Consider the following 20,220-nt stretch of genomic DNA (forward strand, 5'->3'; position numbering starts at 1 on the left):
GACTAGCTCGACGCCAGACCGTCCCAGAAGTCCCGGAGCAGGACAGCGACCGCCTCGGGCTGCTCGAGCGGCACCAGGGTGCGTGCGCCGCTGACCGTGACCGCGGTGGCGTTCGGCGTCGCACGGGCAGCACGGACGGCATCCTCCGGGCTCCAGTCCCCGCGGTCGTCGGAGGCGACGTACAGGCAGGGCACGGCGATGGCGGCGAGCCCGGCAGTGACGTCGACGCGGCGCAGGATGAACGACTCCAGCGCTCGGCTCAGGCTCGCCCGGTGCGGGCGGCGGAGGCTGTCGAGCACGACCTGACGGACGACGGGATCGGCTGCGGAGCGGTCGGTGAGCATGGCGCCGATGATCGCCGTCCGCACCGGGCCTGCCGGGCCGACCAGTCTGAGGAGCGGCTTGAGCAGACCGATCTGTCGGCGCAGGTCGGCCGGGATCGGCTCGGCGGGCGCACTGATGGAGACCAGGCTGCGCAGCACGCCTGGCATGGCGCCCAGCTTGTATCCGACGTGACCGCCGAAGGCGTTGCCGACCCAGTCGACCGGTGCGTCGACGCCCAGGCCGCCGAGCAGGTCCAACGCCGCCGCGGCGGCGCCGTCGATGTCGGCCACCTCGGTCAGCGCTGCACTCAGCCCGAGTCCGGGGCCGTCGACGAGGACGTAGCGCCGGTCCTGCGGCAGGAGGGGGAGCAGTGCGTCCCAGGTGTGGCTGTCGACGAACATCGACGGCCACAGCACGGTGGCCGGTCCGGTGCCGGCGATCCGGACGTGCAAGTCGCCCAGACGGGTCGTGACGCGTTGGGTCGTCTCGTTCTTCGCGGTGGTGGTCATGGTGTGTCTCTTCCGTTCGGGGAATCATATTCGTGTTAATCTGACTAACATGAAGTCGAGACCGTACCAGATGTCTGCGCGGGCCGAGGCTGTCGAGCAGACCGGCACCCGGATCGCCGACGCGATGCTTGCCCGGTTCGCTGATCTGCCGTACGACCAGATCCGGCTGGAGGACGTGGCCACCGACGCCGGGGTGACGGTGCAGACGGTGCTGCGGCGCTTCGACGGCAAGGCCGGCGTGATGAGGGTGGTGGTCGAACGCGAACTGGGGGCGATCGCGGCCGCTCGTGCGGCGGCTGCAACCGACCGGCCAGAGCAGGTCGTCGCCGACCTGGTGACCCATTACGAGCGGTACGGCGCGCTGATCCTGAAGGCCTACAGCGAAGCGCCCTTCATCGAGGGTTTGCCTGTACTCGTGGCCGCTGGTCGCGCCTTCCACCTGGACTGGTGCCGGACGGCGTTCGCCGACCACCTGGAACCAGGCCTTGACCGGGCAACCAAGAAGCGCCGGGTCGCCCAGCTGACGGCGATCTGCGACGCGACGACGTGGCGGATCCTCCGCCGGGACCTCGGCCTGAGCCAGGCGCAGGTGCGGGTCGCGCTGACCGAGCTGATCCTCCCGCTGCTGGACGCGCGCAGGCCGGTGAGGTAGAACACGTTCTAGTGCTGACGCCCGAGCCAGCGCTACGAACGGAGGACGACGTCGTGGAGAAGATCGACCTGCTGCTCTGGACCGACGACGCGGTAGCGGCCGCATCGAGGATCGAGGTCGCCGGACTGCAGTCGGTCCAGGTCTCCGTGGCCGCCGATCTGCCCGGGGCACCGTTGCTGATGGGACGCGGCGCCGACCTCCGGGGGTTCGCCTCGTTCTGGGTCGACTCGGTCGACGTGTGGCCGCAGATCGTCGAGCAGGCGCCGGGTGATGCCTACCTGGTGACCGAGTCGGTCCCGCAACCCGTCGACTCCGGCACGCTGCTGACGCACTTCACGTGGTTCCCCAAGCCCGAGCGGCTCACCGAGGAGGAGTTCTTCCACGGGTGGCACATGATCCACACCCCCTCCTCGGCACGGCTGCACCCGCTCCGCCGCGGCTACGTGCGCGATGCGGTCGCGCGCACGCTGACGCCGGGCTCGCCGGCTACGCGCGCGATCGTGAGCGAGTTCTTCGACGAGGACGTCTACCTCGACCCGAAGCGTCTGTTCGGCAGCACCGAGGAGCTGATGGCCACCATGGAAGAGCTCCCGCTCTACGGAGACCAGGCCGACATCTCCAGCTGCCCGCTGCGGCGCCAGTAACGCGGAGCCCGGTCCGGTCGTTGTGCTGGGTGGATTCGAGGACGACCAGGCAGGGTAGGGGAGTTCAGGTGTCAGCAACCAGTGTGCTCAGGCGGGCAGTCGTCGGCGTCCTTCTCGTAGCGTTGGCCGAGGTCGCCCTGGTCGACGCCGGATCTGCGGCGGCGCCCGAGCGCACGACGGCGGCGCGCGCCACGACCGCGGCCAAGGCTGCCTGCGCGCGGCCCAAGAAGGGTTTTGTGCCGTCGTACGCCACGATCCCGGCGCTCGACCGGACGGTGAGCGTCATCCAGGTCAAGCGCACGAAGAGCGGCGCGGTCGGCGCCGGCCCGACGACGAAGGCCGGCAAGTGGTTGATGGCCATGGATCCGCACACCAAGCCTGCCGGCCGCAAGGGCAGCGTGCTCCTGTCCGGGCACACCTGGCCCGACGGTTCTGCTCTCGGCAACGCGATGCTCGACAAGCTGCACGAGGGCGACCGTGTCGTGCTGACCAGCAAGAAGGGCAAACAGGCCTGCTACCGGATCACCGAGCGCAAGAGCTACCCGGCCGACGACGTCCCGCGCAAGAAGGCCTTCCGTTACTGGGGCCCCGAGCAGCTGGTCATCGTCGCCTGCTCCGGCAAGCGGATCTCCCCGGGCAACTGGAGCCGACGGACGATCTGGTACGCCGTCCCGGTGGTCCCCGCGCCGCCGCCGGCACCGAGCCCGTCGCCCGCACCGGAGCCGGCGTCGCCCGGACTGCTCGGCGGACTCCTGGGCGGTCTGCTCGGGGGTTGAGCCGGATCGAGCGCGCACAATTTCGGTCGCACCTGTTGACGCCTTCGGTTTACAAGCGTTCACTGAGCGGATGAGCGACGGGGTGATGACCTGGGAACAGGTGCGCAAGGCAGCGGACAAGCTGACGACACCGCTTCTGCCCGACGACTACCTGACCCTGCTGAATCCGCTGTGGAGCTCGCGCGAGCTCCGCGGTCGGGTCGAGAAGGTCATCCCCGAGACCGAGGACGCCGCCACCCTGGTGATCCGCCCGGGCTGGGGATGGCGCTATCAGCACCGCCCGGGTCAGTTCGTCGGCATCGGCGTCCAGGTCGCCGGCAAGTACCAGTGGCGCTCGTACTCGGTCAGCTCCCCGCCGAAGAAGTCCGGCCGGACGCTGGCGATCACCGTTCGGGCGATGCCCGAGGGCAAGCTGAGCGAGCACCTGGTGCGTGGTCTCCAGCCCGGCACGATCGTTAGGCTGGCCACCCCGTCGGGCGACTTCGTCCTCCCGGACCCGCCTCCCGCCAAGACGCTGTTCCTGGTGGGCGGCAGCGGGATCACGCCCGTGATGTCGATGCTCCGCACGCTCGACCGGCGCGGCACCATGGGCGACGTCGTCCTGCACTACTCCTCGACCACTCCCGAACGGATGATCTTCCGGTCCGAGCTGCTGGAGATGCACGAGCGTCACCCCGGGTTGACGCTGCACGAGCGGCACACCGACACCGACGGCATCTTCAGCTGGTCGGGGCTGGACCAGCTGGTCCCGGACTGGCGCGAGCGCGAGGTCTGGGCGTGCGGGCCGGCGCCGATGCTGGACGCCGTGGAGCAGCACTGGGCCGAGGCCGGGCTCGAGGACGCCCTGCACATCGAGCGCTTCTCCCTCGCCTTCACCGGGGACGGTGGGGAGGGCGGCAGCATCTCTTTCCAGAACTCGGGTAAGCAGATCGAGGCGGACGGCGCGACCACCGTGCTCGAGGCCGGCGAGCAGGCCGGCGTCGGGATGCCCTACGGCTGCCGGGTCGGTATCTGCCACACCTGCACCGTCACCAAGATCTCCGGCACGGTGCGCGACCTGCGCAACGGAGCAGAGTTCGATCAGCCCAACGAGCAGGTGCAGACCTGCGTGACCGTACCCGTCGGACCCTGCGTCCTGAACATCTGAGGAGACACATCCATGGCGATCGCCGATGTTGCTGAGTACGCACATCTGACCGCGGACGAGGTCGAGCAGCTGGGCCGGGAGTTCGACGCGATTCGGGCCGAGATCGAGGAGTCCCGCGGCGCCGCCGACGCGGCGTACATCAACCGAGTCATCACCACCCAGCGGTGGCTGGCGGTCGGGGCCCGGGTCGGGATGATCGTCAGCTCGCCGTTCCCGAAGGTGCGCAAGCCTGCGCTCGCCGCCAGCGCGGTCACGCTCGGTCTCGCCAAGATCCTCGAGAACATGGAGATCGGCCACAACGTCATGCACGGCCAGTGGGACTGGATGAACGACCCGGAGATCCACTCCTCGACCTGGGAGTGGGACACCGGGCAGCCGGCCGAGCAGTGGAAGCACAGCCACAACTACATCCACCACCAGTTCACGAACGTCCTCGGGGTCGACAACGACATCGGGTACGGCATCCTCCGGATGGCCCGGGAGCAGAAGTGGACGCCGGCGGCCCTCGGGCAGCCGGTCTACAACGCGCTGCTCGCCGGGCTCTTCCAGTGGGGCGTCGCGCTGCACGACCTCGACCTGGACGCGATCGTCGCGGGCAAGAAGGACCCGAAGGAGATGAAGCGGCAGCTCAAGCAGATCGCCAAGAAGGGCCGCAACCAGATCTTCAAGGACTACGTCCTCTACCCGGCGCTGAGCGGCAAGGAGTGGAAGGGCACGCTCAAGGCGAACGCCACGGCCAACCTGATCCGCAACGTCTGGGCCTACCTGATCATCTTCTGCGGCCACTTCCCGGACGGCGCCCTGCACTTCACCGAGGAGGAGCTCGAGGACGAGACCCGTGCCGAGTGGTACCTGCGCCAGATTCTGGGGACCGCCAACATCGAGGGCGGCCAGCTCTTCCACGTGATGAGCGGCAACCTGAGCTACCAGATCGAGCACCACCTCTTCCCGGACCTGCCGAGCAACCGCTACCAGCAGATCGCCCCGCGGGTCCAGGAGCTGTGCGACAAGTACCAGATCCCCTACAGCACGGGACCGCTGCACCGGCAGTACGGACAGGTGCTGCGCACGGTGATGAAGCTGTCGCTCCCGAACAGGTTCACCAAGGACGACCGCCCGCCGACCGGACCCGAGGTGACCATCGAGCACGGGCGGAAGGCCGACGCAGAGCGGCAGGTGCGTCGTACCGAGCTGGGCGGCTGGTCCCGCTCGGCGTCGTGAGCGCGCCGTTGTTCGCCTGGCTCGACGGGGAGCTCGATCCCCGTCGGGTCACCCAGTGCGCGTTGTCCCGGGTGTGCGGCGGGTGCGGTCGCTCGCTGGGGCGTCCGATCGCCTTCGTCGGGTCCGAGGAGGAGGTGGCGCGCAACGAGTTCCACGCGCCCCCGATGCACCAGGAGTGCGCGCACGACCTGTCCCGACGGGGGACGGCCGGTACGGCGGTGGTGTTGACCGGCGGATTCGAGTTCGTCCGCCCGACGGCGGAGGCCGTCGACAGGCGCTGCACGTTCGTGCCGAACTCGCTTGTGGCATCCTTCCTGCCGTGAGCAACCGGGAGATCAACTGGCCGATGCTGGTCGTCGCCGCGCTGTGCCTCGTGCCGGTCGCGGCAGGTGTCTTCCTGCTCTTCGCCGACGGCGGCCAGGCGCTGGCCTGGGCCCTGATCGGCTTCTTCGGTGCCGGCGTGTGGGTGCTCGGGCGCAAGGCGATCTGGCCCGAGCAGTAGGGGTCCGAGCGGTCTCAGCTGGTACCGAGCAGCGCCTTCAGCGCGTCGGTACCGCTGGCCCGCTGGGCCTTGACCAGGGTGACGCCAGCATCGCCCTCGGCCCAGGTGACCGACTTGTTCCCGAGGTCGTAGCTCGCCACCGGCGGGCGCGGGGCGTTCTGTGCGCCGCGTGAGTTCGCCTTGGTGATGGCCTCGGTGCACTGGGCGTCCTCGTCCATCTTCTTGTTGCTGCCGTCGGTCGGCGAGCGACGCTCGTTCGGGTCGTAGCCCTGGTGGCAGACCGCGGGCGTCTGGGTGAGGACTAGTCCGAACCGGGCGTTGTAACCCTCGGTGTTCTTCGCGACGACCGTGAATCCGCCCGCGACGACGTACGGGTAGAACACCAGCATCTGCCGGATGCCGGGCAGGTGCTTGACGATGATGTTGCCAGTCGTGACCAGGTTGTTGATCAGGCCGCCCAGGTCGACCTGGTTCTCCTCCAGGAAGGTCCGCAGCTCGTTCGCAGTCGCCGACCCGTTGTCGATCAGCGCCCGCAGGTACTTGTCGTTGTCGCCCAGGACACCCGTGAACAGCGAGAGGTCGCGCGCGAAGCTCCGGATCGCCGAGCCCTTGAGGGCTTGCGTGGTGAGGACGGTGTTGCCGTCCTTGATCAGCGCGGTGGTGACGTCGAAGTTGTCGTTCGCCGCCTGGATGAACTCGTTGGAGGTGTCGATGATCTGGGCCAGGTCCTCACCGGTGCCCTTGAACGCGTCGCCCAGCTCGCTGACGACGGTGCGCAGGCTGCCCTGGGGCACCGAGGTGACCAGGCGATCGAGGTTGTTCAGGATCTCCGTCGTCGAGACTGGCACCTCGGTGTCGGCCTGCTTGATGACCGCGTTGTCCTTCAGGTAGGGCCCGCCGTCGCTTTTCGGCTGGAGCTCGACGTACTGCTCACCGACCGCCGACTTGTTGCCGACCAGGGCGAGCGTGTCGGCGGGGATCTTGTCCTCGCTCTTGTCGATCGCCAGGACGACGGTGACGCCTTCGCGGGTCAGCTTCATGTCCTTGACCTGGCCGACGCCGACGCCGCGGTAGGTGACCTCGGCGCCGGTGAAGATGCCGCCGGACTCCTTGAATTGGGCGTTGACCTGGTACTGGGAGTCGTAGACCAGCCGGTCGAGCCGCGCGTAGCGCGCTCCCACGTAGGAGATGCCGACGAGCGTGATGAGGACGAACGCCAGCAGCTGGTTCTTGGTCCGGCTGGTCAGCACAGGGGAGCTCCTGCTCGGTGGGGTGGGAGAGCGGTGCATCCGTACTCCCCCTGCACGGAAAGGCAAGGATAGGGGACAGATCGGGCGGAACAGGATTCGGGCCTGCAGGAGTACCCGAAGTCACACGAGCGTCCCGAAGGCAGAACGCCGGGCCCGCGTGCGCGGGCCCGGCGTCCGGGTTTCAGCTTGTGGCGAGCTGAAACGTCCTGGGCGACGTCAGTCCGTCTTGGTGGACGGGTCGCCGTCGGCTGCCGCGGCGAGCCGGGGCACGATCTCGTCGAGGTAGAACGGCAGGCTGAGCACCGTCACGAACGAGCTGGCGATGTACAGCGGGCCGTTCTGGTCGGTGTCGTCGATGAAGACGTCGCCGCCGTTCTGGTGCACCTTGGTCCCGGCGTACGTCTTGAGCTCCAGCGCCTTCTTCTCGCTGTTCACCCAGAGCAGCACGTCGAGGTCGATCTTGCTCGCGTTCTCGGCGCTGATGGACTTGCCGAAGTTCTTCTTCGTGAAGTCGTCGAGCTCCTTCGGCAGCACGAAGCCGAGGTCGCTCAGCAGCCGGCCACGCGGGTCCGAGGCGCCGTAGATGAAGAAGCCCTCGTAGTTGGTGATGGTGACGGCTGACTTGCCCTCGAACTCCGGGTGCTCCGCGGCTGCGGCGGCGACCTTGTCGTCGACGCCCTTGACGAGAGCCTCGGCCTCGGCCTTCTTGCCCATGGCCTCGCCGATGATCGTGGTGGCGTCCTGCCACGGCGTGCCGTAGTCGACGTTGCCCTTCGGCGGCGCGACGACCGGGACGCCGGCAGCGGTGAAGGTGTCGTACTGCTCCTGGGTCAGGCCCGAGTACATCGCGGTGATCAGGTCAGGCTTGAGTGCCAGGACCTTCTCGGTCTGCTTCTCGTCCTGGAGGACCTCGGGAACCTCACCCTTCTTCAGCGGGTTGTTCTCCGCGTTCTTCAACGCGTCCTCGGCCCACGGGAAGATGCGGCCGGGGGCGTTGCCGAACCAGTTGGTCACGGCGACGGGGACGGTGCCGAGCGCGAGGACGGCGTCCTGGTCGGTCAGGCCGATGGTGACGATCCGCTCGGGCCTCTTCTTGATCTCCGTGGTTCCGAACTTGGTCTCGATGGACACCGGGGTCCACGAGGAGTCGGTCGACTTCGACGAGTCGTCGTCCGAGCTGCCACAGGCGCTCAGGGCGGTCGCGGCCAGGGCTGCCGCGCTGACCAGGGCGGCCAGTCGGGTAGTACGCATGTCTCTCCTCGAGTAAGGGAAGCCTTACCAAATCGTAAGTTGAGGTTAGGTTAACCTAACCTCATGGCATCCCTCGCGCCGGCCCGGGCGCAACGACCTGAGAGGTCCACCACACCGACGCGCAGCAGCCGGTCACGGCTGCTCCTCGGCCTGGTCGTGCTGGTCGGACTGCTCGGGGGTCTCGTCGTCGCCAGCCTCGCGATCGGCAGCAAACCTCTGGGTCTCGGCGACGTCTGGGACGTTCTGTGGCACCCCGACGGCAGCCAGGCCTCGACCATCGTGCACGACCTGCGCATCCCGCGGACCGTGCTCGGCATCCTGGTCGGGATCGCTCTCGGCATGTCCGGCACCCTGATGCAGGGCCACACCCGCAACCCGTTGGCCGATCCCGGCCTGCTCGGCGTCACCGCCGGGGCCGCGCTCGCCGTGGTCGCCGCGATCAAGTTCCTGCACGTGGACAGCCCGCTGGGCTACGTCTGGTTCTCGATGATCGGCGCGGTCGTCGCCTCCGTCGTCGTCTACGCCATCGGCACCGGGGTCAGCGGCAATCCCAGCCCGCTCTCGCTCGTGCTCGCCGGCTCGGCGGTCAGCGCGTTCCTGCTGTCCATGGTCACCGTCCTGCTCGTCAACGACGCGGAGACGATCAACAGCTACCGCTTCTGGATCGTCGGGTCGCTGGACGGCCGGGGCATGGGCGTGGTCCGCGAGGTCGCGCCGTTCGTGGTCGTCGGTGCGCTCCTCGCGATCGCCCACGCGCCGGCGCTGAACCTGCTCAGCCTCGGTGACGACGTCGCCCGTTCGCTCGGGCAGCACGTGGGCCTGGCGCGCACGGTCGGCCTGTTCGCCACCATGCTCCTGGCCGGCGCAGCCACCGCGGCGTGCGGACCGATCGCGTTCCTCGGCCTGATCGTCCCGCACCTGGTCCGCTGGTTCACCGGACCCGACTACCGGTTCCTGATGCCGTACGCCGGCCTCGCCGGCGCCTGCCTCCTGCTGCTGTCCGACGTGCTCGGCCGGGTCGTCGCCCGCCCCGGCGAGCTCCAGGTCGGCGTGGTGCTGGCACTCGTCGGTGGCCCGTTCTTCATCGCCCTCGTACGCCGGAAGAAGCTGACCAGCCTGTGACCGTCACGACCCGTCCCCCGACCTCCCCGGCGGTGCGCGCGACCTCGCGTCACCTGGCCATCCGTACCCGGGCGGCCTCCGGACGGGTACCGCTGCGGGCTGTTGTCGTCGCCCTGGGCGCTCTCGTCGCGCTTGCGTTCACGCTTGCCTGGAGCGTGAGCATCGGCGACCTGAAGATCCCGTTCGGTCAGGTCATCGCCGTCCTCACCGGCGGCGGCGAGGAGACGAACCGTTTCATCATCACCGAGCTCCGGATCCCTCGGGCTGCTGTCGGCATCGTCGTCGGCGCCTGCCTGGGTCTCTCCGGTGCGCTCTTCCAGACGTTCGCGCGGAACGCACTGGCCAGCCCCGACGTCCTCGGCATCACCGACGGCGCAGCGGTCGGGGCACTCTTCGTCATCGTCCTGGGCAGTACCGGGGGAGTGCTCGCCACCGGCGTGAACTCGTTCGGCGTGACCGGCGCTGCGCTGTTGGGCGCTCTCGTCGCCTCGCTGCTGCTCTACGTTCTTGCGTGGCGTCGCGGCATCGACGGAACCCGCCTCGTGCTCGTCGGCGTCGGCCTGCAAGCGATCTTCCTCTCCGGGATCAGCTGGCTGCTGTCGCGTGCCGACATCTACGACCTGCCCGCGGCCCTGGCCTGGTTGAGCGGATCGATTGCCGACCGCGGCTGGCACGAGGCGACTCCGGCGATCTGGGCCTTCGTCGTGCTCGCTCCGGTCGCTCTGGTCCTGAGCCGGACGCTGCGGGCGCTCCAGCTCGGCGATGACAGTGCTCGCGGTCTGGGCGTCCGACTCCAGGTCGCCCAGGGCGTCGTCCTGCTGGTGGCCGTCGGCCTCGCGGCGTTCGCGGTGTCCGCCTCGGGCCCGATCGACTTCGTCGCCTTCGTCGTCCCGCAGATCGCCCTGCGACTGGTGGGCGGCTCGCGTCCGCCGCTGGTGACCTCGGCGATCCTCGGCGCGCTGCTGGTCCTGGTGGCGGACACCCTGACCCGTGCCGTTCTTCCCTACGAGCTCCCCGTCGGCGTCGTGACCGCGATGATCGGCGCGCCCTACCTGCTCTGGCTGCTGGCCCGGGCCAACCGGAAGGCTTCGACATGACCATCGTCCACGACGGGACCCCCTCGTCCCGGCTGCGCGCGACCGGCCTGAGCGTCGGCTACGGCGAGAAGCCGGTCGTCCGCGACCTCGACCTCGACCTGCACGACGGCGCGGTCACGACCGTGATCGGTCCGAACGGCTGCGGCAAGTCCACCCTGCTCAAGGCGCTCGGCCGGTTGCTGAGGCCGAGCGCAGGGGAGGTGCTCCTCGACGGCCGTCGCATCGACAAGACCTCTACCAAGGAGGTCGCCACCGAGCTCGCGCTGCTGCCGCAGTCACCGGTGGCGCCGGAGGGTCTGGTCGTGCGCGACCTCGTCGCCCGTGGCCGGCACCCGCACCAGTCGTGGCTGCGGCAGTGGTCGGCAGACGACCAGGACGTCGTGGATGAGACGCTGCGCTGGACCTCGATCGAGGACCTCGCCGACCAGTCGATCGACCAGCTGTCCGGCGGTCAGCGGCAGCGCGCCTGGATCGCCATGGCCCTGGCCCAGCAGACCGGCATCGTGCTGCTCGACGAGCCGACCACGTTCCTCGACCTGTCGCACCAGATCGAGGTCCTGGATCTCGTCCGGATGCTCAACCACGATCGCGGTGCGACCGTGGTGATGGTGCTGCACGACCTCAACCTGGCGGCGCGTTACAGCGACCAGATCGTGGCGATGAGAGCAGGTCGGATCATCGCCTCCGGGACGCCGGAGGAGGTCATCACCGTGGACCTGCTCCGCACGGTCTTCTCCCTCGACGCGCGGGTGATCGACGACCCGGTGACCGGCAAGCCGTTGGTCGTACCGATCGGCAGCATCTAGGTTTCGACGAGCTCAACCACCGAGGTCGGCTCGACCGCCGAGGTGGGCTCAGCCGACGAGACCGGCGTCGCCCGTCTGCACCCTCCAGAGGCCGGCGTACGCGCCGTCGAGCGCGAGCAGCTCGTCGTGCGTCCCGGACTCGGTGATCACGCCCTGGTCCATCACCCAGATCCGGTGGGCGCGCTTGACCGTCGAGAGCCGGTGTGCCACGACGACCGTGGTGCGCTGGGCGGTCGCCCGCTGCAGCGAGCGCTGGATCGCGGCCTCGGTCTCGTTGTCGACCGCACTGGTCGCCTCGTCGAGGACGACCACGGCGGGGTCGCGGAGCAGGGCACGCGCCAGGGCGAGCCGCTGGCGCTGACCGCCCGACAGGGTCACGCCTCGCTCGCCGACCCAGGTGTCGAAGCCGTCCGGCAGGGCGTCGATGAAGTCCCGGGCCGCGGCGGCGTCGGCGGCCTGTGCGATCTGCTCGGCAGTCGCGTCGGGACGGCCGTAGGCGATGTTGTCCGCGATCGAACCGGCGAACAGGTAGACGTCCTGAGCGACGTACCCCATCGAGCCGCGCAGGGAGTTCCAGTCGAGGTCGCGGACGTGGTGCCCGTCCAGCAGCACCGCACCGCTGCGCGGGTCGTCGAACCGCAGGATCAGGCGCAGGAGGGTGGACTTCCCCGACCCCGTCGAGCCGACGATGGCGTGCGTCTCGCCGGCCGGGACCACCAGGTCTATGTCGCGCAGCACGTCCGGACCGTCGCTGTAGCCGGCGGTGACGCCGCGCACCTCGAGGCGCCCGCGCACCGGCCGCGGGACCGACACCGTTCCCGCGCTGACGGAGATCGGGACGGCGAGCAGCGTGAGGATGCGGGTCGTGGAGGCGCGGCCGCGCTGGTAGAGGTCGAGCACCTCGGCGATGTCGGTCAGCGGCCAGAGCAGGCGCTGGGTCATGAAGACCAGGACCGAGTAGAGCCCGATCTCGAGGTCGCCGCGCAGCACCGACCAGCCGCCGAGCAGGAGGGTGCAGGTGAAGCCGGCCAGGATCGCCATCCGCACGAGCGGGACGAAGGCTGCCGAGGAGCGGATGGCGTCGGTGTTGGCCTGCCGGTACGCCGAGGAGACCTCGGCGATGCGTGCGGCCTCCCGGTCCTCGGCGGTGAACGCCTTGATGGTGCCGATGCCCGCCAAATTGGCCGCCAGTGCGCCGGACAGGTCGGCGACGGCGTCGCGGACCCGGTCGTAGAGCGGCTCGAGCCGCCGCTGGAACAGGAAGGACCCGACGATGATGATCGGGATCGGCAGGAACGCGAACAGCAGCAGGCTCCACGACGACGCTGCGAAGACCGCGCCGACGAGCAGCACGTTGAGGGCGGTCTGCAGGATCGACGGTGCACCGACGTCGAGGAACCGCTCGAGCTGGTTCACGTCGTCGTTCAGGGTGGCGAGCGTCGAACCCTGTGAGCGGGACTCGTGCCACGCCATGTCGAGGTGCTGCGCGTGGTCGTAGGCCTCGACGCGCAGGTCGTGCTCGACCCCTTGGGCCAGGCCGCGCCAGAGGACGGCGGCGACGTACTCCGAGGCGGACTCGATGATCCAGATGACGACGTTGATTCCGGCGAGCCAGGCGAGCTGCGCGTAGCGGGACTCGACGCCGAGCACGCCGCCGATCCACGAGTCGTCAGCCCGGACGACGACGTCGACCGCCGCGCCGATCAGCAGCTCGGGGACCACGTCGGCGACCTTGTTGACCACCGAGGCGCCCACCGCGGCGACGAACCGACCGCGGTAGTTGCGGTAGCGCTGCCACAGGGCCTTGAGCGGTTGGTCGGGGGTCATGGGGTGAGCGATGCCTCTCGGATTGGAGTTAGGTAACCCTAACTTGCAGGTTAGGGTGGGGTGAACTGCCCCCGATCTCGAAGAGAGACGTACTGATGACGACCGCAGAGACGCTTCCGTTCCTGCTCGCCGAGCTCGAGACGCTGAGCGCCGAAAGGATCTCACCCTCCTTCGTCCGCGTGGTGCTCGGCAGCCCCGACCTGGCCGGCTACGGCATCGAGGGGCCGCGCTACGACCAGCGGATCAAGCTGATCTTCCCGGTGCCGGGCCAGAAGCGGCCGGACTCCTACGACGAGGGATCGCTGGAGACCTGGTGGGCGCTGCCGGAGGAGGAGCGCGGCCACATGCGTACGTACACGATCCGTGACGTGCTCGGCAGCGGGCGCGAGACCCGCTTCGTCGTCGACATCGTCGTGCACGAGGACGGGCTCGCGGGTCCGGGTGGCGCCTGGGCGCTGGCGGCCGAGCCGGGCGACCGGGTCACCGTCATGGCCCCGCGCAGGGGAGTGGCGTACGGCGGGATCGAGTTCGCGCCACCGCAGCTGAACCGGCTGCTGCTGGTCGGCGACGAGACCGCGCTGCCGGCGATCGCCAGCATCCTGGCCGACCTCGACGGCTCGGCCGCGGGGCGGGTGTTCGTCGAGGTGCCCGACGCCGGCGACATCACCGACCTGGCCGCGCCTTCGGGGGTCGAGCTGCTGTGGCTTCCGCGCGGGCACGCGGACCCCGGCTCGCGGTTGATCCCGGCCGTCCGGACCCACTTCGGGCTGGAGCCGGACACGAGCTGGGTGGACCCCTCCGAGATCGACCCCGACCTGTGGGAGACGCCCACCTGGTCGTCCTCCGGGGCGGAGATCGCGGAGGGCGCCCACGCCGATGGTCCGCTGGCCGACCTGTACGCGTGGATCGCGGGCGAGTCGCGGATGGTCACCACGTTGCGGCGCGCCCTGGTCAACGAGGTCGGCGTGGACCGGTCCCAGGTGCTGTTCATGGGCTACTGGCGCAAGGGCGTCGCGATGAAGTCGTGATCGAGCCGGGGGTGCTGGTTGAGCCCGGCCGCGGTGGTTGAGCCCGGTCGCGGTGGTTGAGCCCGTCGAAACCTGACAGGCTTCGCCCCATGTACTTCATCGTCGCCAAGTTCCAGACCAAGCCCGAGTGGACCGACCGGTGGATGGACCTGGTCGCGGACTTCACCGCGGCGACCCGCGCCGAACCCGGGAACCTCTTCTTCGACTGGTCGCGCAGCGTCGAGAACGAGAACGAGTTCGTCGTGGTCGAGGGGTTCACCGACGACGGTGCCGGCCCCCACGTCGCCAGCGAGCACTTCAAGGCCGCGATGGCCGCGATGCCCCAGGCGCTCGCCTCCACCCCGCAGATCATCAGCAAGCAGGTCGACGGCGACGGTTTCGCGCCCATGGGGGAACTCTCGGTCGACTGAGCCCGTTGTCGGTGCGGCTGGCTACGGTCGGTCCCAAATCCGGCGTCGGGCTGTCGCCGGGAGGACGAGTCGAGGGTGTGATTCGAGTTGGGCGACATGATCAGCGCGACCGGACTGGTGAAGCGCTACAAGGACGTCGAGGCCCTGTCCGGCCTCGACCTGACCGTCCCCGAGGGCAAGGTGCTCGGCCTGCTGGGGCCGAACGGTGCCGGGAAGACGACAGCGGTGCGGATCCTCGCCACGCTGCTGAAGCCCGACGGCGGCGAGGCCACCGTGGCCGGGGTCGACGTGCGGAAGGACCCGGAAGGGGTGCGGTCCCGGATCGGTCTCTCGGGCCAGTACGCCGCGGTCGACGAGCACCTGACCGGCTTCGAGAACCTGGAGATGGTCGGACGCCTCTACGGACTGGGCCGGACGAAGTCCCGTGAGCGAGCCCGCGAGCTGCTCGAGCGCTTCGACCTGACCGATGCCGGCGACCGGCCGTCGAAGACCTACTCGGGCGGCATGCGCCGCCGCCTCGACCTGGCCGGTGCGCTGGTCGCGGCGCCGCCGGTGCTGATCCTCGACGAGCCGACCACGGGTCTGGACCCGCGCAGCCGGGCGCAGATGTGGGACGTCATCCGCGAGCTCGTGGCCCAGGGCGCGACCCTGCTGCTCACCACCCAGTACCTCGAGGAGGCCGACCGGCTCGCCGACGACATCGTCGTCATCGACCACGGGCGGCAGATCGCCCGCGGTACTGCTGACGAGCTCAAGTCGCAGACCGGCGGCGAGCGGATCGAGGCGGTCCTGGCCGAGGCCGCCGACCGTGAAGCCGCTGTGCGCGTCCTCAGTGAGGTGGCCGTGGGCGAGGTCAAGGTCGACGACAACGGCCGCACGATCACCGCAGCAGTCTCGGGCGGCGCGGCCTCGTTGGGCACGGTGCTCACCGGTCTCGCGGCTTCGAGCATCGACGTGCTCGACATCGGCCTGCGCCGCCCGACGCTGGACGATGTCTTCCTGACCCTGACCGGGCGACCGGCCGAGGACGCCGACAGCGCGGATACGAACGCCGGCCCAGCCCCGAAGGAGGACGCATGAGGACCGCGACACGCGCCCTGACCGACGGCTGGGTGATCACCAAGCGCAACCTGATCAAGATCAAGCGGGTGCCCGAGGTCCTGGTCTTCGTGCTGATCTCGCCGATCATGTTCGTGCTGCTCTTCGCCTACGTCTTCGGTGGGGCCATCGATCCCGGTGCCGGCGTGGGCTACAAGGAGTTCCTGATCGGCGGCATCTTCGCGCAGACGGTCGTGTTCGGAGCGACCTTCACCGGCGCCGGGCTCGCCGAGGACATGCAGAAGGGCATCATCGACCGCTTCCGGTCGCTGCCGATGTCGCCTGCGGCTGTGCTCGTCGGGCGGACCACCTCGGACGTCGTCTACAACATCCTGTCGCTGATCATCATGGCGCTGACCGGACTGCTCGTGGGGTGGAGGATCCGTGAAGGCGCGCTCGACGCCCTGGCTGGTTTCGGTCTGCTGCTGCTGTTCGCCTACGCGATCAGCTGGGTGATGGCCTGGGTCGGCCTGATGGTCCCGAGCGTCGAGGTGATCAACAACGCCTCGTTCATCGTCATCATGCCGCTGACCTTCGTGTCGAACGCGTTCGTCCCGCTGGAGTCGTTCTCGGGCGGGCTGCGCACGGTGGTCGAGTGGAACCCGGTGTCGGCGCTGACCCAAGCGGCGCGTGAGCTGTTCGGCAACACCGGCAACGTCCCGACACCGGACTCGTGGCCGTTGGAGCACTCGGTGCTGTACACCGTGCTCTGGGTGATCGGGATCCTGCTGGTGTTCGTGCCGCTCTCGGTACGGCAGTACCGGCTGGCCTCGCTCAAGTAGTCAGCCGCGCAGGCCGACCTCGGGGCCGATGAACGCCTCGAGGTCGGCCCGCACCTCGTCGTTGATCGGCCAGGACGCGCCGGTGCTGCGGTCCCAGAACACGAACGTCGACTGCGCGACCAGTGCCGGCGGGTGGTCGGCTGCGACCCGCATCTCCGTGGCGACCGTGAACGAGGTCCGGCCCACGTGGCAGATCCACATCCGCACCAGGAACGGCGCGAAGGGGACGAACCGCATCTCTGCGTGGTAGTCGACGCGCTGGGCCCCCATGAGGTCGACGATGCCGGCCGGCTTGCGGTGCAGCAGTCCGGGTGCCGAGCCCTCGCCGTGCACCTCGGCGAACATGAAGAACTGGATCCGAGCCTCGTCGATCACCCGCACCGCCTCGACGTTGTCGACGTGTCCGCCGACGTTGATGTCGCGGAAGCGGGCCTGGATCTCGCAGTCGAACGTCGCACCGGTCATGCGGGGGATCCTCCCAGGCCGGTCAGTCGATCCGTACGACGGTCCGCCCGATGGCCCGGCGCCGGAAGTGGTCGTCGAGGGCAGCGGCCGCTTCGTCGATGCTGACGACCCGGCCGACGTGCGGCTTGATCGACCCCGATGCCAGCAGCTCGACCAGGGCCGCGTGCACCTCGTCGCCCTCGGCGCGGGTGAACGGGTTGAAACCGAACCGGCGCATCCCCGGGTCGATCTGGTCGACGAACGCGCCGAGCACACCAACGATCGAGAAGTTACCGATGCTGGCCATCCGCAGCGGGCGGCCGGTCATGCCGTTCTGGTCGTCGTCGGTGAAGCCGACGGGCAGGTAGCGACCGCCGCGGGCGACGCAGGTCCAGGACTTGCCGACGAAGTCTCCGCCGGCGAGGTCGGCGACCACGTCCGCGCCGAGGTCGTCGGTCGCCTGCAGCACCGCCTCGGCGAAGTCCTCGGTCGTGTGGTCGATGACCAGGTCGGCGCCGAGGCTGCGGACGAGCTCGGCCTTCTCCGGCGAGCTGACGGTGGCGAGCACGGTGGCGCCGAGAGCCTTGGCGATCTGGATCGAGGCGGTCCCGAGGCCTGAGGCGCCCGAGATGACCAGGACTGTCTCGCCCGCCTTCAGCGCGCCGCGGGTGACCAGGGCCAGGTAGCTGGTGTGGAAGGGGAGCAGGAACGCGGCGGCCTCGATGTCGTCGAGCGACTCCGGTGCCTCGAAGACGCCGGCGGTCGGGGCGGTGGTGTACTCCGCTATCCCGCCGAACGCGTCCTTGGACACCGCGACCACGCGTTTGCCGACCCAGGACTCCGCCCCCTCGCCGGCTGCCTCGACGACGCCCGCGACATCCATGCCGAGGGTGAACGGGGGCGGCTTGGGGACCGAGACCAGCCCACCCTGCGCGCGCAGGATGTCGTTGAAGTTGAGGGCGCCGGCGCTCACCTTGATCAGCACCTCGCCCGGCCCGACTTCGGGCGGGTCAACCTCGTTGACCGACAGGACGTCGAGAGGGTCGCCGTGCTGGTTCACCTGCAGCGCGCGCATCGTTCGTGGAACCGGCACCATGGGCCTCCGAGGGCTCTAGACAGAAAGATGAGACTCAGTATCATTCTTGCCATCATGGCAGTCAAGGAACCGGGGACCCGCGAGCGCAAGCGGACCGAGACGCAGCAGCGGATCGCCGAGACTGCCGCGCGCCTGGCGTCCGAGCGTGGCATCGCCGAGACCACGGTCGACGACATCGCTGCCTCCGCCGGCATCGGCCGCGCCACGTTCTTCCGCTACTACGACTCCAAGGAACTCGCGATCGCGACCGGGCTCTCCGGAGCCGGGGCCTACGTGCTCGCCGGGATCATCGCCGACATGCCGGCAGACCTCGGCCCGCTCGACGCCGTGCGCGCGGCGCAGGCGGTCCTGGGGGAGCACTTCGAGGAGCAGCGCGGGATGTTCCTCGAGCAGGCCGAGCTCTCCCGGTCGTCCTCGGTGCTGTTCGCCTGGACCCTGCACCTGTACGTCGACTGGGAGACCGCGATCGCCGACGCCGTCGCGCCCCGGTTCGGTCCGCTCGCCGAGGAGGACCCGCGCCCGCGGATGCTCGGTGCCCTGACCATGGCTGCGACCCGGTTGGCGTGCGACGTCTGGGTCGCCGACGGCGGCCGCGGCGACCTGCCCGCCCTCATCCAGCAGTACCTAGGTTTCGTCCAGATCGACCCCACTCACCGAGGAGCGTCATGACCAACGCCGCCAGCACCCCCCGCGAGACGACAGCGACCCACCGCGACCGCCTGGTCGCCGCCGCGATCGAGGCGGCGGGGGCCGACGACTTCGGCGCAGACACCTGGCAGGAGGGGCTCGACATCTACATCGAGTCGCTCGTCGACAGCGCGCAGCTCAACGAGATCGGCGTCGGGGTCGCCGACGACGGGATCGTCGCCGACCTGGCCAACCGGCTCCGGATCGAGGCGTGGCGGAAGGAGCACCCCGCGGTCGGTGAGCAGGAGATCCGGCAGCCGATCATCATCGTCGGCCAGCCACGCACCGGAACGACGATCTTGCTCGACCTGATGGCGCAGGACCCGGCCAACCGGGCCCCGCTGACCTGGGAGGTCGAGCGCCCGGTGCCGGCGCCGCAGACCGCGACGTACACGACCGACCCGCGGATCGAGGAGGCCCAGGCCCAGTTCGACCTGGTGAACTCCTTCATCCCCGGCTTCTCCTCCTTCCACGAGCTGGGTGCCCAGCTCGCCCAGGAGTGCGTGCGCATCTTCACCGGTGACTTCAAGTCCATGCAGCACTCGCTGCAGTTCGAGGTGCCGGCGTACAACCGGTGGCTGCTGCACGAGGCCGACATGAGCGACGGCTACCGCTACCACCGGCGCTTCCTGCAGCACCTGCAGTCCGAGCACCACGCGCAGCGCTGGTTGCTCAAGTCGCCGCAGCACCTGTGGACGCTGCCCGAGCTGATGGCCGAGTACCCCGACGCGATCGTGATCCAGAACCACCGGGACCCGCTCAAGGTGATCGCCTCGATCAGCGCTCTGGGGGCATCCCTGCGGGAGATGACCACCGAGCACTTCGAGGTCACCCGGCTGGCCGAGCAGTACGGCGAGGACATCATCCTCGGTCTCGACCGGGCGCTCGAGGCGCGCAGCAACAAAGTCTTCGACACCGGTCAGGGCGGTCGCGTCCTCGACATCCGGTACCAGGACATCCGCCACGACCTCGTCGGCGCGATCGGCCGGATCTACGACCAGCTCGGTTGGGACCTCACGGCGGAGGCCGAGTCCCGGATGCGCGCCTTCCTCGACGCTCACCCGGGCGACCAGGGCGGCAGCCTCAAGCGCTACACGTGGGCGCAGACCGGGCTGAACGAGGGGGAGCTGCGCGAGCGCGCGAAGGCGTACCAGGACTACTTCGACGTGGAGTCCGAGCCGCTGGACTAGTGCTCCGCCTGGTCAGCCAGGGAGGTGGGCGAGGCGAAAGGAGGCGGTCGAGCGCCGCCGTCGGCGCAGGGCGCGAGCGCGCTGGAGGCGGCGCACCAGCGTGGGATCGTGCTCGAGCGCGGCCGGCAGGTCGATGACCTCGTTGAGCTCGCGGTAGTACGCGACCGGGGTCAGCTCGAGCTGGCTCTCGATCTCGAGGGCCTTGCCGCCGCCCGAGCGCCACCACTGTCGCTCGAAGTCGAGGATCGCACGCTGGTGATCGGTCAGTCCGGGCATGGGGATCACCCTGCCATGCCGTTCGGGACGACTTGGTTTCGGGTCTTTGAACACTCTGTTACGGCTGGCGCACAGGCGGCT

23 protein-coding genes are annotated in these 20,220 nt (G+C 69.3%); 16 read left to right on the forward strand and 7 right to left on the reverse strand.

Annotation, left to right across the window (positions count from 1 at the left end; all coding sequences use genetic code 11):
• Positions 1 to 2 precede the first annotated feature (2 nt).
• Positions 3 to 833 (reverse strand): alpha/beta fold hydrolase, encoded by an 831-nt coding sequence (locus ABIE44_RS12770; RefSeq protein WP_209717166.1) that lies wholly within the window; start codon positions 831 to 833, stop codon positions 3 to 5.
• 49 nt (positions 834 to 882) lie between these two features.
• On the opposite strand from ABIE44_RS12770, the gene ABIE44_RS12775 reads away from it, so the two are divergent.
• From ABIE44_RS12775 to ABIE44_RS12805, 7 genes are all read left to right on the forward strand, one after another.
• Positions 883 to 1,485, forward strand: a complete 603-nt coding sequence (locus ABIE44_RS12775; RefSeq protein ID WP_209717163.1) for a TetR/AcrR family transcriptional regulator — start codon at positions 883 to 885, stop codon at positions 1,483 to 1,485.
• A gap of 53 nt (positions 1,486 to 1,538) precedes the next feature.
• Positions 1,539 to 2,129, forward strand: coding sequence for a hypothetical protein (locus ABIE44_RS12780; RefSeq protein ID WP_209717160.1), 591 nt, complete (start codon positions 1,539 to 1,541; stop codon positions 2,127 to 2,129).
• Between the two features lie 68 nt (positions 2,130 to 2,197).
• On the forward strand, positions 2,198 to 2,905 hold the full coding sequence (locus tag ABIE44_RS12785) for a class F sortase (RefSeq protein ID WP_209717156.1): 708 nt from the start codon (positions 2,198 to 2,200) through the stop codon (positions 2,903 to 2,905).
• 70 nt (positions 2,906 to 2,975) lie between these two features.
• On the forward strand, positions 2,976 to 4,052 hold the full coding sequence (locus ABIE44_RS12790; protein ID WP_209717152.1) for a ferredoxin reductase: 1,077 nt from the start codon (positions 2,976 to 2,978) through the stop codon (positions 4,050 to 4,052).
• A gap of 12 nt (positions 4,053 to 4,064) precedes the next feature.
• On the forward strand, positions 4,065 to 5,273 hold the full coding sequence (locus tag ABIE44_RS12795; RefSeq protein WP_209717150.1) for a fatty acid desaturase family protein: 1,209 nt from the start codon (positions 4,065 to 4,067) through the stop codon (positions 5,271 to 5,273).
• Positions 5,270 to 5,596, forward strand: coding sequence for a hypothetical protein (locus ABIE44_RS12800; RefSeq protein ID WP_209717147.1), 327 nt, complete (start codon positions 5,270 to 5,272; stop codon positions 5,594 to 5,596). The genes ABIE44_RS12795 and ABIE44_RS12800 overlap by 4 nt, the downstream gene beginning before the upstream one ends.
• The gene (locus ABIE44_RS12805; RefSeq protein ID WP_209717144.1) at positions 5,593 to 5,775 is read left to right on the forward strand and encodes a hypothetical protein; all 183 of its coding nucleotides are present in this window, start codon (positions 5,593 to 5,595) and stop codon (positions 5,773 to 5,775) included. Before ABIE44_RS12800 ends, ABIE44_RS12805 begins: the two co-directional genes overlap by 4 nt.
• Positions 5,776 to 5,789: 14 nt before the next feature.
• On the opposite strand, the gene ABIE44_RS12810 is transcribed toward ABIE44_RS12805, so the two are convergent.
• Both ABIE44_RS12810 and ABIE44_RS12815 read right to left on the reverse strand, forming a co-directional pair.
• Positions 5,790 to 7,025 (reverse strand): MCE family protein, encoded by a 1,236-nt coding sequence (locus tag ABIE44_RS12810; RefSeq protein WP_209717141.1) that lies wholly within the window; start codon positions 7,023 to 7,025, stop codon positions 5,790 to 5,792.
• 216 nt (positions 7,026 to 7,241) lie between these two features.
• The gene (locus tag ABIE44_RS12815; protein ID WP_209717138.1) at positions 7,242 to 8,276 is read right to left on the reverse strand and encodes an ABC transporter substrate-binding protein; all 1,035 of its coding nucleotides are present in this window, start codon (positions 8,274 to 8,276) and stop codon (positions 7,242 to 7,244) included.
• A 63-nt stretch (positions 8,277 to 8,339) separates the two neighbouring features.
• Here ABIE44_RS12815 and ABIE44_RS12820 point away from each other — a divergent pair, with 63 nt between their 5' ends.
• The 3 genes from ABIE44_RS12820 to ABIE44_RS12830 are packed head-to-tail and all read left to right on the forward strand — an operon-like array spanning position 8,340 to position 11,301.
• Positions 8,340 to 9,398: a FecCD family ABC transporter permease gene (locus tag ABIE44_RS12820; RefSeq protein WP_209717134.1), complete on the forward strand. Its 1,059-nt coding sequence runs from the start codon at positions 8,340 to 8,342 to the stop codon at positions 9,396 to 9,398.
• Positions 9,395 to 10,495 carry a FecCD family ABC transporter permease gene (locus tag ABIE44_RS12825; protein WP_354438060.1) on the forward strand — a complete coding sequence of 367 codons (1,101 nt, stop codon included), beginning with the start codon at positions 9,395 to 9,397 and terminating at the stop codon, positions 10,493 to 10,495. Before ABIE44_RS12820 ends, ABIE44_RS12825 begins: the two co-directional genes overlap by 4 nt.
• The gene (locus ABIE44_RS12830; RefSeq protein ID WP_209717130.1) at positions 10,492 to 11,301 is read left to right on the forward strand and encodes an ABC transporter ATP-binding protein; all 810 of its coding nucleotides are present in this window, start codon (positions 10,492 to 10,494) and stop codon (positions 11,299 to 11,301) included. Before ABIE44_RS12825 ends, ABIE44_RS12830 begins: the two co-directional genes overlap by 4 nt.
• Before the next feature lie 48 nt (positions 11,302 to 11,349).
• Here the strand turns inward: ABIE44_RS12830 and ABIE44_RS12835 are convergent, their stop codons facing one another.
• Positions 11,350 to 13,128, reverse strand: a complete 1,779-nt coding sequence (locus tag ABIE44_RS12835; RefSeq protein WP_209717128.1) for an ABC transporter ATP-binding protein — start codon at positions 13,126 to 13,128, stop codon at positions 11,350 to 11,352.
• 95 nt (positions 13,129 to 13,223) lie between these two features.
• Between ABIE44_RS12835 and ABIE44_RS12840 the strand changes: the two genes are divergently transcribed.
• The 4 genes from ABIE44_RS12840 to ABIE44_RS12855 all read left to right on the forward strand — a co-directional run bounded on the left by ABIE44_RS12840 (position 13,224) and on the right by ABIE44_RS12855 (position 16,446).
• On the forward strand, positions 13,224 to 14,156 hold the full coding sequence (locus ABIE44_RS12840) for a siderophore-interacting protein (RefSeq protein WP_209717125.1): 933 nt from the start codon (positions 13,224 to 13,226) through the stop codon (positions 14,154 to 14,156).
• An 89-nt stretch (positions 14,157 to 14,245) separates the two neighbouring features.
• Positions 14,246 to 14,566, forward strand: coding sequence for a putative quinol monooxygenase (locus ABIE44_RS12845; protein WP_209717122.1), 321 nt, complete (start codon positions 14,246 to 14,248; stop codon positions 14,564 to 14,566).
• A gap of 96 nt (positions 14,567 to 14,662) precedes the next feature.
• Positions 14,663 to 15,646, forward strand: coding sequence for an ATP-binding cassette domain-containing protein (locus ABIE44_RS12850; protein WP_209717119.1), 984 nt, complete (start codon positions 14,663 to 14,665; stop codon positions 15,644 to 15,646).
• A complete protein-coding gene (locus ABIE44_RS12855; protein WP_209717116.1) occupies positions 15,643 to 16,446 on the forward strand; it encodes an ABC transporter permease in 804 nt (267 codons plus the stop codon). Before ABIE44_RS12850 ends, ABIE44_RS12855 begins: the two co-directional genes overlap by 4 nt.
• Here ABIE44_RS12855 and ABIE44_RS12860 read toward each other — a convergent pair whose 3' ends face one another.
• Together ABIE44_RS12860 and ABIE44_RS12865 are read right to left on the reverse strand one after the other, a co-directional pair.
• A complete protein-coding gene (locus ABIE44_RS12860; protein WP_209717113.1) occupies positions 16,447 to 16,911 on the reverse strand; it encodes an acyl-CoA thioesterase in 465 nt (154 codons plus the stop codon).
• A gap of 22 nt (positions 16,912 to 16,933) precedes the next feature.
• On the reverse strand, positions 16,934 to 17,965 hold the full coding sequence (locus ABIE44_RS12865) for a quinone oxidoreductase family protein (RefSeq protein ID WP_209717110.1): 1,032 nt from the start codon (positions 17,963 to 17,965) through the stop codon (positions 16,934 to 16,936).
• 75 nt (positions 17,966 to 18,040) lie between these two features.
• Between ABIE44_RS12865 and ABIE44_RS12870 the strand changes: the two genes are divergently transcribed.
• Complete coding sequence (locus ABIE44_RS12870) at positions 18,041 to 18,655, forward strand: acyl-CoA-like ligand-binding transcription factor (RefSeq protein ID WP_209717107.1); 615 nt, start codon at positions 18,041 to 18,043, stop codon at positions 18,653 to 18,655.
• Positions 18,652 to 19,863, forward strand: coding sequence for a sulfotransferase family protein (locus ABIE44_RS12875; RefSeq protein WP_209717104.1), 1,212 nt, complete (start codon positions 18,652 to 18,654; stop codon positions 19,861 to 19,863). The genes ABIE44_RS12870 and ABIE44_RS12875 overlap by 4 nt, the downstream gene beginning before the upstream one ends.
• Positions 19,864 to 19,875: 12 nt before the next feature.
• On the opposite strand, the gene ABIE44_RS12880 is transcribed toward ABIE44_RS12875, so the two are convergent.
• On the reverse strand, positions 19,876 to 20,139 hold the full coding sequence (locus ABIE44_RS12880; RefSeq protein ID WP_209717102.1) for a DUF3263 domain-containing protein: 264 nt from the start codon (positions 20,137 to 20,139) through the stop codon (positions 19,876 to 19,878).
• Positions 20,140 to 20,220: the final 81 nt, after the last annotated feature.

The sequence above is a fragment of the Marmoricola sp. OAE513 genome (assembly GCF_040546585.1).
Taxonomy (GTDB): domain Bacteria; phylum Actinomycetota; class Actinomycetes; order Propionibacteriales; family Nocardioidaceae; genus Marmoricola.